We start from the raw sequence: 12,933 nt of genomic DNA on the forward strand, positions 1-12,933 counted from the left end.
GTCCTTTACCGTACAGAAAACAACAACGTCTTTCCATTTACGTCGCTCCATTCAGTCAAAAGCTGGCGCAGTGCCTTGTATTCGGAAGATGTATAAAGTTGTTTGTTCAGTTCCAGGCTGCGGGTGACAGTTACCGTACGTCCGTTTTTCTTGACGGCGACGGTCAGGCTACCGGCGGCATTGCGGATCGTCTTGTCGGTTTCCGGTGTGCGCAGTTCCATGTTTTCAGGACATTCGATCGTGTATGTATAAACTTCATTGACAGGGCGCGGGATCAGCAGGTTCTCTTTCCGCTGGCTGTTCAGATGGCCATAAGGCAGATGGGAGAAGCCGGAAGCATCTTCTGGCAATGTGATCGTTGCATATCCGTTTTGTTTGTTTAAGGAAGCCGGGGTTCCCATGTTGCCGGTCTTGAAATAAGGCAATAGCTCTTTCCCTACGGATCCTTTGGTCATAGTTGTCAAATTACCATCTTTCTTGAATGTCAGCGTGATGTCATTCTTAATCTGGTAATCTTCAAGGGTAGGAACGGCAACGGCTACCGGTTTCCCTGTTTGCAGGCTGAAAAGCGGAGTCCGGTCGAAGTTCACCGTTTGCGGACGGCGGGTGGAAGAGGGAGAGAACAGATACAATTCACCGTTCACCATGCAGGAGACGAGCAACTGGTCGACTGCTCTCAGTGCCAATCCTTTGTCTGCGTGAGCTTGGTAAGTTACCATTGGTTCGGCCTTGAAACCGGCTCCATCCAACAGGCCTGCGAGCAAGTTGGCTTTTTCGGCTTCAGTCCCGTAAGCAGTGCTCATGACTGCATCGGCAGGGCGGAGGCGATAGCCGGTCTGGTCCAGCGTCAGCCCGTTGTTGGCAATGTGGTTGGTCGTATATTCGAGGATCGCTTCCAGTTTGTCCTCGTCCTTGTCTTTTCCCTCGATCAGGCTTTCTGCCAGAGTTGTGAGTTGTGGATCGCCGGAAGGATTGAACTGTTTGAGCAGGGTTGCCAATGCCTCCCCTTCGGATGCGTAAGTCGTGGCGGCGAGAAAAGGAACGTCGCCATTCCGGACGGAAACGAACGGGGCGCGGGAAGAAGCCGGCAGGTTACGCAATGTCCAACTTGTCGTACGGATTCCGCCGGATTGTTTGACGGACGCTTTTGCCGGATTGTTTGCCAACGTGTAGGCAAGCTCTTTGGCTTCGGGCGTCACGATCGTCAGGGTGTATTCCTTGACGGGAGAAGATTGGAGCAGCTCTTCGAAAATGTCTACCTCCGGCAGATAACCCGGTTTGGAAGTGACCGTGTAGTCGAGATAGATCGTCGCTCCCAATTCCAGGCCCGTATGGACGACAACCATTTCTTTCAGGTGGTTGTAAGCCGGAGCATCGGCCGCATTGCGGGGAAGAACTTCCACGAAAGCGTTGTCCGGCGTCTTGATGATCGTGCCGTCTTTCTGTTTGGTGTAAGACGAGTTGATCTTCAGTTCCTGGTAGTGCGGATTGTACACGATGAAGCTTTCCCCGTATGTACCGTTCATGGCCGTGTGGGTGAAAAGTGTCAGTTCCATGTTATAGCGGAACTCCTGGCTGCCGTCGGCATTAAGCGTCCAGGTCTTTGCCAGTTTTTTATATTCGGCTTCCGATGCTCCGAAGGCTGTCGTGGCCATTAGCAGCAGGCAAAGGAGGAAGGCGAGTTTATGTTTGTTTCGTATCATTTGATTTATGATTTATAATTTGTGATTTTAGATAGGGTACCATCTGTTCTAATAGATAGGGTATCATCTATTCTAAGGATTGGGGTACCATTCATTCTAAGGATTGGGGTACCATTCATTCTAAGGAATGGGGTACCATCTATTAGGCGGGATGGGGTGTCATCTTTTTATGACGATATAATCCCCGAACGACTTATGTGCATTCACGGCACTCCGGAACCCGTTCCAGTCGCCTGCCTCGTACACGCGTTTCTTCAATGCCAACTTCTGGTGCAACATCACTTTGTTGCCGTCCTGGCGGAGGGAACCTTCGAAGTCGGCGGCAGAACTTTGCGTACTGTCTTCTTTCCCGTCACCCGCTAACTGATAACCTGCGGGAAGTTGGATCGTTTCGTCCAGTTCGACCAGGCGCGAGCATGCATCCTTGAAACCATACCGGCGTTCTTCGAGGTCGGTGTTGATACGCAGATAACTTTTTACCTGGTTGTAAAGGTTATTCATCACCAGCGGCTTGAACAGCATTTCTCCTTCTCCGGGAAGGGCATAACCGGGTATTTCATAACGGAATGTCATTTTGATCGGTGCAGCCTGGTAGTTTTTCGGGTCTTTGCCATAATCCACACTGATAAGGCGGGCTTTAGGCGAAACGGCAAGGAGCTGGCTTTCCAATGCGGACTGCCACTGAGACTGCCAGCCGGTGGTGAAGATACGGCGGATATTGCTGTCCGATTGCCCTTCGGCAGTGATCGTGAACTGTCCGGTCAGCGTACCTTTGGCATCCAGCCGGTTGTCGGCCTTGATGCGGACGTAATGGTTTTCCGGTGCGGAAACCGGTGTGAGGCAGAGGTCGGAACCTTCGGGGACTCCCGGCAAGTAGTTCTGTTGCTGTTCGGCGCTGCTCCACAATTCGCGGCAGAAAGGAACCCAGGTCGGATCGAGCGGCATATAGGTCCCGCTGGAAAGTTTCACGACGGCGACACAATGGTTGAAGTGGTCGGCCGGGATGCTTTCCACGCGGCTGCCCGCCATCGTCATAGCCGGATAGGCTTCGAAGCCTGCCATACGCAGGAAAGCGATCAGGGTACCGGCAATGTCCTTGCAGACACCGCAACGGTCTGTGTAATTCATTTTCAGGTTATGCAGCGTGTAACCTTCGCCTTTGCCCATCGATATGCCGGAGTAGCGGATATTGTCGGCAACCCAGTGGGTGAGGACGGCGATCTTTTCCATCTCCGTCTTTTTGCCTTTGATCAATTCATCCACTTTCTTCTGGGCTTCGGGAATGGCGTCGAAGCTGCCGTAGTCTTCGTTCACTTTGTTGAACCAAAGGGATTTGTCTTGCCAGCGCGGTGTTGACGACATCATCAGTTTCGGTGCTGCGTCGAACAGGTCGACCATGTTCGGTTCGCGTTGGGTCGGCATGATGTCCGTGCTGACGAATGTATAGGCTTTCCGGCCGTCCTCGTAGCGCATGGACGAGGTGCATTCTCCCTGATAGAACTGGAATTGCATCTCTTTCTCCATCGGGATATTTACCTTATATACCTTGCGGACGGTCGGTTCGGTCGCCCAGAAAGGGACGATATCATAGAATTGTCCGCGCATGGGCGGGATGAAACGAGATTCATCGTCACCTGTACCGGCAGTCAGCAGGGCGTAGGTGAACCCTTTCTTGTCGATCTGGTAGTCGATGATATCGCCCGGATCGAGACGGCCTACTTCCATCATGATCTGCCGTGCTCCCCAGTAGATGGCACGGGCGGGAGCGGCATAATCCTGTTGCCGGGTGATGTCGAGGTTGACCACGTCGCCATTGGCTTTATAAATGGTGACGCGGTGGAACTCAGCATGTGCCGTCAGCGGATCATAATCGTATTTAAGGATGCGATTGGCGACCGCTCCGCGTGTGTTCATGACTTTGACGATCTTGCAGACAGTGAAAGAGCCGGAGCCGGTAGGCTGCACGGTCACTGCGGTACTGTCGAGCAGGTTTACGCAATCGTAACCTGCATATAATTCCGGCTTTTGCAGAGTCGGATCGGGTGCCGTCCGGCAACTTTCCCCACTTTGCCCGTAGGCGGACGCCGTGGTGAGAAGGGCGGAGACGAAGATGGATAAGTACTTCATAAAATATAGTGTTTTTGTATGTTTATTTATATTAATCCCGAAATAATTTAACTCGTATATCTTTCCGTTGCCAGTTTCCGGCATGCCGCCCGGTCGATCTTTCCGCTTCCGGTGAGGGGGATTGCTTCAATCCGCAGGATGTGTTTCGGACGCTGGTATTTGGGTAATCGTTCAAATATCTTTTCTTCCAATTCGGAAAGGAGGCTGTTCTCCGGTAAGCAAAGAGACTGTTTTCCAATAAGGGAAGCGGCTGTTCCCTTACCAGGGGAGCGGTCGTTCCCTGCGGTGACCAATAAAACCATCGCCTCTCCGAACTTCGGGTCTGGAACGGATGTTATGGCAAAGTTAGCAGAAATAAGGGGACGCAAGGCCTCCTCCACAATCTCCGTTTGTATTTTTATGCCTCCACTGTTGATGATATTGTCTTTCCTTCCCAAGATGCGGAAACGGCCGTCCGGGAGCAGCTCGGCTACATCGTTCGTGACGAGTGTCTCGTCGGCGACAAGCGGAGCATTTATCACCAATGTACCTTCTGTCGAGAGTGATAGCTTGACAGAAGGGAAAGGCGTGTAATAAGGAGATGCATCCGGTCCGTTCAACCGCCGGAGGGCGATATGCGAAAGTGTTTCCGTCATCCCGTAGGTGGAATAGACGCGGATAGGCAATCCTTGTATCCGGGCTTCCAGCTCACTGTCGATGGAGCCGCCGCCGATGATCAGGATATCGGTTTGGCAGAGCCGCTCCCGTTCTTCCGGTACTTGAAGTGTATTGTACACTTGCAACGGGATCATGGCGGCGAACCGGAGGGGCATGTCGATGTCTGCCATCGGATGCCCGGAAGGTTCACGCACGACCAAGTCCAATCCTGCCACGAGTGACCGGACGACCATCATCTTCCCGGCAATGTACCGGAGCGGCATGCAAAGGAGGGCTTTATCTCCTTGCCGTAACCCTAAATAATCGCAGGTGAGGCGGGCGCTGTTCATCATTTGCTCCTTGCGGACCGTGATTCGTTTGGGTGTACCGGTCGAACCGGAAGTCTGTACCTCCAAGTAAGGAGAGGCAGACTTCCAATCGTCCAGGAAAGTTTGTAAATCTTCTGATATCTTTGGTATTGCCATAAATCTAAAAGTCTGTAAGCTATTTGGGGTTCGACCAAAGGCGATCCCCCTCTACCACCAACGGCATGTCGATGTTGTTGGTGAAGAGGTCGCCGGTCCCCAACCCTTGCGGAAGCGGATTGTCGAAAGTCGCGCACCACTGGGCGATGGCGTTCAGGCCGACATTCGATTCCAAAGCCGAAGTGATCCACCAGCCGATCTGCCGTTCCTGGGCTTCCTTGATCCATTCGCTACAGCCGTACAGACCTCCGTGAAGGGACGGTTTCAGGATGATATATTGCGGATGGATGAAAGAAAGCAATTCTTTCTTCTTCTCCGGCGTGTTGCAACCGATCAGTTCTTCGTCGAGAGCGATGGGAACCGGGGAGGAAGCTGCTAACAGAGCCATATCTTCCCATTGTCCGGCGCGGATCGGCTGTTCGATCGAGTGCAGGTCCAGTTCTGCCAGGCGGTTCAGCTTCGTCATGGCTTCATTCGGTGAGAAAGCGCCGTTGGCATCGACACGCAGTTCGATTTCATCGGAAGAAAATTGTTCGCGGATGATGCGAAGGATTTCCAATTCCTTATCGAAGTCAATCGCTCCGATTTTCAGCTTGATGCAACGGAAACCGGATTCTATCTTGTTAGCCACCTGCTTCGTCATCTCCTTATAACTTCCCATCCAGATCAGTCCGTTGATCGGAATGCCCGCTTCACCACGTGAGAAAGGCGTGTCCCACAAGGCAAAACTATTGGCCTCGTAATGTAAGAGGGCAGTCTCCAAGCCGAATAAGATGGAAGGATAGTCACGCAGTCCGTCTATATCGATCTTGCCTGTGTTGGTGAAGTTTTGGCAGGCCTTAGCCAGCACTTCCTCATATCCGGGAACGTCGTCGCAACTCAGATTAGGCAGTGGAGCGCATTCTCCGACTCCCCAGCGATCGGGATCATCTTTTGAAGAAAGAACCAGAAACCAGCTTTTCCGTTCTGTATACGTCCCGCGTGAAGTGCCTGCCGGTTTCTTGAAATGCAGATCTCTGGGATAAACTTCGATTTTGTAGTGCATAAATTATGTGTTTTATTTAAGGAAATTTCGGATAATCTTCGAAACGAGGCCGGCGTTTTTCGAGGAAAGCTTTGCCGCCTTCCTGGGCTTCGTCGGTCATATAGTAGAGCATGGTGGCATCGCCCGCCAGTTCCTGGATTCCGGCCTGGCCGTCCAGCTCGGCGTTGAGGCCTGCCTTGATCATGCGGAGGGCGAGCGGGCTGAGCAGCATCATTTCTTCGGCCCATCCGACATATTCGTCTTCCAGTTTATCCAAAGGTACGACCTTGTTCACGAGGCCCATGTCGAGTGCCTCCTGTGCATTGTATTTGCGGCAAAGAAACCAGATCTCACGCGCTTTCTTCTGGCCGACAATGCGGGCTAAATAGGATGAACCGAACCCGGCGTCGAAACTTCCCACGCGAGGACCCGTCTGTCCGAATATCGCGTTTTCAGAAGCAATCGTCAGGTCGCAGACCACATGCAGCACATGTCCGCCACCGATCGCAAACCCGTTTACGGCAGCGATCACCGGTTTCGGAATCGAGCGGATCTGCTTTTGTACATCGAGCACATTCAATCTTGCCACACCGTCTTTGCCGATGTAACCGCCGTGACCTTTCACATGCATGTCGCCTCCGGCACAGAAAGCCGTGTCTCCGGCTCCGGTCAGGACGATGACATTGATATCCGGCCGTTCGCGGCAGATATAGAGGGCATCGCTCATTTCCGTCGTCGTAGTCGGAGTAAAAGCGTTGCGATAGCGTTCGCGGTTGATGGTGATGCGGGCAATCCCGTTGTAGAAATCGAAGAGGATTTCTTCATATTCTTTGATGGTTGTCCATTCTCTTTTTGTATCCATAAGGTGAATTTAGTATTATAAATTATGAGATATGTTCTTATTTCTTTAGTTGGTGGTAATATTCTTTGAGCAGCCGTACATCTTCAGCCGCATCCGTGAATACTTCCATCAGCATCGGTCGGCTGTGGGGCGCGGACTGGGTGAAAATTGCCATCGCATCCGTCAGCTCCCCGTCGTTATGGACGGGAAGGTAGTCGAATCCCCGTTCTTCGGCCCATCCTTTGGCGGAAGTTTTGTGCGTGGCGGTCACGAAGCGGTGTGTCTTATTTTCCATTTTCAGTCCGGGGAGCGCCTGGAATATTTCGCCGCCTCCGTTGTTGAGCAGCAGGATGCGCAGGTTACAGCCGAAGTTGGTGTTCCAAAGTGCGTTCATATCGTAAAAGAAACTCAGGTCTCCGATCACCACGAAGTTCAGCTTGTCCGAACAAACGGAGTAGCCGATGGCGGTCGAAAGCGACCCTTCAATCCCGCTCGTTCCCCGGTTGCAGCAGACTTCGACCCCTTCGGGAAGTGTGTATAACTGGGCGTAACGTACGGTCGAACTGTTGCCTAAATGCAAGGCCGCAGGTGCTGGAAGCGATTGGATCAATGCTCCGATGGCAGCCATTTCCGAATAGCCGAATTCCGGTTGCGGCAGGTCACGGGTATTGTTCTCCCATACGCGTGGGAACTCCGTTGTCCGGTTTTCCAGCAGGTAAGCGATCTTTTCGAGGAATTCGAACGGGTCCATCTCGATAACAGTTGTCAGGGAGCCATAAAGATCCGCCACTTCTCCGTCGAGCGAAACATGCCAATGTTCGCGGGGCGGATGCTTGCGGAGGAATTGTTTGAGACGTTTCGACACGATATGTCCGCCGTACGTGATCAACAGATCGGGAACCATCTTTTCCAACTTTTCTTCCGGCAGGGCATAGAGTGCGGCATCGAAATTCTTTACCGGGATGCCGGGAACGGTCTTGTTTCCCGTATGCTCGGTAAGCCAGGCGAAATGTTTGTATAGCAGTTTGGAATATTTCTTTTCAAAAAGATAAATCAGGTTCATCTGTCCGGCAACGATCATGCGGCGGTTGTAGTCGTTCAGCCGCTCGATCAGTCCGGTATATTCACGGTCGTAGACATTTAATCCCTGATAGCGGGTGATGACGCGCACTTTCGGCAATTCCTCTGTGGTGAAGCGGAATAATGGTTCCGAGATCGGCACGTTGATATGCACCGGCCCTTTCCCATGGTGGTTCAGTTCGAGCAAGGCTTCGTTGACAAGGCGGTTGCAATGCCACTCGTCTTCATCGGTATGTATCTCCGGCAGGTTGACGGATTTCTTGACAAGCGAACCGAAAACACCGGGTTGCGGAAGTGTCTGCCCGTCCATCTGCCCGATCCAGGCTCTGGGACGGTCTGCCGAGATCACGACCAACGGCACTTGTTGATAAAAGGCTTCCGATACGGCAGGATGAATATTAAGTAATGCACTGCCCGATGTGCAGCAGACGGCAGCCGGACTGCCGCCATGCAATGCCAGCCCGATTGCGAAGAAAGCCGCGCTCCGTTCGTCCGTCACCGAATAACAGGAGAAGAACGGATGGTTGGCAATCGTATGTACGATAGGGGAGTTGCGACTACCGGGACACAAAACGATTTTCTTGACGTTATGCTCGATGAGCAAAGCTACGAGCTGCAGGATGTTTTTCTTATCTGAGTACATAATGTATTTGTTTCCTTGATCACGCGATGATACGATCACTTTTCTGCAAAGATAACATCTGTGAGGCAGAAAACATTCATAATATTAATGAAAAAGGCTTCGCCTGGGAACGATCCGGCAGGCGAAGCCTTTTTGCTTTCGTTTATTTCAAAAATTCCTTGTTCAGAACTTCTGCATATTCAGATTCTTGTCCACCAGGATTCCGTCGATCGCTTTCAGGTTGAATTTGACTTTGCGTTTTGCTTTCAGCTTGATGGTGAAGAGAACTTCAGAACCTTCGAGCGCCTTTTTGTCGCCAAGATTGACGAAAGTAGGATAGAGCGCCTTTTGGCCGCTGGTGTGCAGACGGTCGTATGTCAGGTTCTCCATCGCACCGAGGTTTGCCGGTTCGATACCGACAAAATCATAGTCCTGCTGGTCGTAAGGCAATGCGAAACTCAAAGCGTTGACAGCTTTGATACTGTCGCCTTTGACGGTGATTTCGACTGTTTCGCCGGCGTTGTACGTCTGCTTCGGAGTGGAGAGGGAGAGCGTTCCGGTTACGCGGTCCGTGCCCGGATTTTCGATACCGTCTTCCAATTGGGTGGCCACAACCGATATGTCGTAAGCATCGATCAGGCCGTTCCGGTTGATATCGCCTGCGCTGACATAATCGAAATCGCTGTCGCTGCGACGCAGCCCCGTGTAGTTCATATACGAAGTCAGGTCGTTCGCATCGATCTTCTTGTCGTTGTTGATGTCGCCCGGCAGATAACTTTCCGTGCCCGGAACCTTGAATACATACAATTCGCGGCCGGAAGCATAGTTGCCGACACCTTCCGTAATATGCAACTTGATGTAGCGGGCTTTCGGCTGATCCTTGAAAGTGAATACTTTCACGTCACCGTTACGTTCCCAGCGGAATGAGTCGACCGCCGTCCAGTTTTCCTTATCCATGCTGTAGGCCACGTCGCCTGCAAGGATCGTACCGTTGCCTCCATCCTGGCGGCACAGATAATGGAACTTATCCAGCTGGTTGATGGTGCGCAGGTCGATGATCATGTCGAACGGCATCGCATTCTTGCGGTACTTCGTGTGGAACATATCGCCCAACTCGGCAAAGTCGAACAGGCGGAAAATTTCGAAGCCTTCCTGTTCTTCGGCTGTCACTTCGCCGCGGATGCCTTTGATGGCAAACTCCAGCGGGTTGGATTTTGTCTTGACAGAGAAGCCGGACCAGTCGGAATGGCCGTCCTTGTTGACGGAGCGGATCTTGAACGAATAGTCTGTTTCGGCAGAAAGGTTGTCGAACAGCAGTTCGGTATTCTTGATCTGTGTATAGAGCATGCCGTTAAAGTCTATTTCGTAGAAGTCGGCGCCGGAAACTTTCTCCCAAGTCGGTTTCAGCGTGTAGGCTTCCGTGTTCCCGTCCGTCACCTGAGCGGCCGGAGCGGCCAGCAAGCCGGTAGAGACGCGGTGGGTGTCGGGCATGTCGAATTGGTAGCCGTCGAGGGTGATGACCGTTTCGTTCAGAACGATGTCTGTCGGAGCCAGTTTGACCAACAACTGCGGATTCTTGGTGATCGTCACCTTTTCGAATTCGCTTCCTTTGGTGGCGAACTTGTTCAGGTTCGGGGCGGCATCGTAGAAATATACGTTCGTGCCGTTCAGGTATTCGTCCATCGAACGGGCGGCAGCCAGTTTCACTTTGGAGGAACCGATTTGGGCGGTGATCTTCTTCGGCATTTTTGAGAGATTGATGCGCAATTCGGTTGCCTTGTCTTTCACGAAGCCGTCAAAATCGCCTGTTGCCGGATGGATGGTCACTGAAACTTTTGACGGGTCGAGGTTCTTGATTTCGATCCGTGTGGTGGTCCCTTTGCCGTTCAGGTAAGCTTGCGTCTTGCCGTCATCGTCATATTCGACGAACTCGCTGTCTCCGGACGGGTAAAGTTCGTAGATGCGCAGACTCTTGTCGATCTCCTTTACATTATTATTAGGGTTCGTCATCGGGATGATCGCACCCGCTTTCACGAATACCGGAAGTTTCCAGAGCGGAGAAGCGAAGTTGTTGACTACGCAGCCGCCTGTGTATTTTTCACCGGTGAAATAGTCGAACCATTCGCCTTCAGGCAGATAGATGCCGTCGCGGATGTCGTTCCCCTTGTCATCCATTTGTGTCTCCTGGTAGATCGGGGCGACGAGGAAGTTCGGACCGTACATGAACTGGTATTGTGTAGCCTTGCCGTATGTGTATGGGTTCGGATCTTCGAGGAACATGGCGCGGATCATCGGCTTGCCGTCTACCGCTTCGCGTGCGATACTATAAGCATAAGGCATCAACTCCGATTTCATCTTCAGATACCAGCGGTTGATGGATGTTGCCGGCTCGCCTAAGGCATGCGGATATTTTTCGTTTGATCCCCAGCCGTCCATGTTCAGCTCCATCGGTGTCCAGGTCTTCCATTGGAAATCGCGGGTATTCATCGCCAGGTTCTTTCCTCCGAAGATACCGTCCATGTCGGAAGTGATATTCGGCTGTCCGGAAAGTCCCGAACCGATATAAGTCGGGATGTGGAAACGGATATATTCCCATTGTCCACCCGTCTGGTCACCCGACCAGATACCGGCGTAACGTTGCGTGCCGGCCCAGCCGTCGAGAGAGATAATGAACGGACGTGCGTCGTTTCCATAATACGGCATGATATGTCCGACATCGGCGACACCGTTCAGACCGAACGAATAACCCCAGCCGACCCATGCCACGTCTGTTTTCAGAACCCGTACACCGGCATCGCGCACCTCTTTTACGATGTCGCGTTGCAACAAGGCGCTGATGCTGTCTTTCGGGTGAAGGTCGGATTGTGTCCAAAGGCCGATCTCGACACCGTTCTTATGGGCGTAGTCGGCGAGGCTCTTTAAGTTTTGGATGTTACCGTCCAATGTTTCGGTCTGTCCGTAGCCGGCTCCGTAGCCGTCGTTCGGTAACAACCAACCTAACGGCATATCATGATTTTTATAACGGTCGATCACGGCGCGGGCGGAGAACTGATAGTTGTTCTTTTCTCCGTTCAGCGATTCCTTGATGCCGCCGTTGTCTTTCTGGCTTTCCTTGTAGCGTTTGCCGTCTTCGAACAGGATACCCTTTTCGTCTTCCACCCAATAGTCGCGGTTGTAAGCGTTCAGATGTCCCTGATAGAATCCGAACTTGGGCAGCAACACCGGGTTACCGGTCAGTTGGTAGAAGTCGTTCAACAGGGCGACCGGTCCGTCGCTGACCATATAGAAAGCATCCAGATAGTCTGTATCGTGGGATAGTTTTACCGTACCTTTTTCGGCAGCGCCGAAATCATATTTTCCCTGTTTGAAGGTGTACCACATGAAGCCGTAGCCGTTCGTGGACCAATAGTAAGGAGCAGGAGAGGCCACGCCGCCGTCTGTCCAACTGTTCTGGTTTTCAATAGCAATGGCTTTGCCCTTATGCGAGAAGCGTCCGTTCTGCACGCCGCCGCCGTAGAAATATTCATCCGGATTTTCTTTCAGCGTCAGGATTGTTTTTCCTTTTTCGTAAGCCACCGGCTTGATCTCTTCAAAAACGATTTTGTTTGTGATGAGGTTGGTGACTTTCAGTAGGGCGGTTGACTTGTCCAGTTGGAGTTTGACTTTTCCGGTCGTGATGGTCACTTGTCCGTTTTCGTCCCGGATGTCCAGTTTGGAAACCGGACGACGGGGATTGTCCACGAGAATCCGGGCTTCCGGTTTAGCCTCCGGATCACGAAGGATGCCGCCGTTGTTGTCCTGGAACATACGGAAAATATTGTCTCCGTAGAAATCGAATGTCATCCGCTGATTGTTGGAGAATACGACGTCGACCGTAGTCGGGTTGATCCGTTGCACACTGACGATCGTTTGCGCCTGCTGGGCGATAGTGGCTACAGGTTCGGAAGTCCCGGTCGCAGCCATTAAAGGAGCAGGGGAAAACATCAATGGCGCAGCAAGAGCGATCAGGATCGCTTGTTTCTGTTTACGATTAGCCATTAAGCGTTTCATGTTTGAATTAATTGATTTATTAGGTTTCTATATTCTGAGACAAAAGTACATAAAATCTTCTATAGTTAATGGGATGACAAAAAGAACTATATTGGAAACCGGCTTTTTCTCTCTTCAAATGTATGAGGACATACGCCCCGGCATTCTTGTTGTTATTGTAATAATTGACCAAAATCCCTATTGGTCTGTTTCGAAACACATGCCCGTGAAAATCGGTTTTCATAGGCATGAAAATGAATTGGGTCTTGTTCACTTTTGCTGTATGGTTACTTTTTGTGTATTTAATTAATAAAAGAGCACAGCTTAAAAAATAAAAGTCTATATTATAAGTGCAAACAAAAATATGGACAAAATCATTAAGCTGT

8 protein-coding genes are annotated in these 12,933 nt (G+C 51.5%); all 8 read right to left on the reverse strand.

Annotated elements, in window-relative coordinates:
• Positions 1-5 precede the first annotated feature (5 nt).
• Positions 6-1,703, reverse strand: a complete 1,698-nt coding sequence (locus ACW6QF_RS11155) for a DUF3857 domain-containing protein (RefSeq protein ID WP_456087883.1) — start codon at positions 1,701-1,703, stop codon at positions 6-8.
• 159 nt (positions 1,704-1,862) lie between these two features.
• A complete protein-coding gene (locus tag ACW6QF_RS11160; RefSeq protein WP_456087884.1) occupies positions 1,863-3,830 on the reverse strand; it encodes a DUF3857 domain-containing transglutaminase family protein in 1,968 nt (655 codons plus the stop codon).
• Positions 3,831-3,877: 47 nt separating this feature from the next.
• Complete coding sequence (locus ACW6QF_RS11165) at positions 3,878-4,951, reverse strand: AMP-binding protein (protein WP_456087885.1); 1,074 nt, start codon at positions 4,949-4,951, stop codon at positions 3,878-3,880.
• A 19-nt stretch (positions 4,952-4,970) separates the two neighbouring features.
• Positions 4,971-5,996 (reverse strand): o-succinylbenzoate synthase, encoded by a 1,026-nt coding sequence (locus tag ACW6QF_RS11170; protein WP_456087886.1) that lies wholly within the window; start codon positions 5,994-5,996, stop codon positions 4,971-4,973.
• 16 nt (positions 5,997-6,012) lie between these two features.
• Complete coding sequence (gene menB, locus ACW6QF_RS11175; RefSeq protein ID WP_298547961.1) at positions 6,013-6,837, reverse strand: 1,4-dihydroxy-2-naphthoyl-CoA synthase; 825 nt, start codon at positions 6,835-6,837, stop codon at positions 6,013-6,015.
• 37 nt (positions 6,838-6,874) lie between these two features.
• The gene (gene menD, locus ACW6QF_RS11180; RefSeq protein ID WP_456087887.1) at positions 6,875-8,539 is read right to left on the reverse strand and encodes a 2-succinyl-5-enolpyruvyl-6-hydroxy-3-cyclohexene-1-carboxylic-acid synthase; all 1,665 of its coding nucleotides are present in this window, start codon (positions 8,537-8,539) and stop codon (positions 6,875-6,877) included.
• Between the two features lie 162 nt (positions 8,540-8,701).
• Entirely contained in the window at positions 8,702-12,568 is a 3,867-nt protein-coding gene (locus ACW6QF_RS11185; protein ID WP_456087888.1) for a TIM-barrel domain-containing protein, read from the reverse strand.
• 19 nt (positions 12,569-12,587) lie between these two features.
• Positions 12,588-12,933 (reverse strand): hypothetical protein (locus tag ACW6QF_RS11190; protein WP_456087889.1); only part of this gene is annotated, 346 nt, incomplete at its 5' end.

The organism is Parabacteroides sp., from assembly GCF_977054455.1.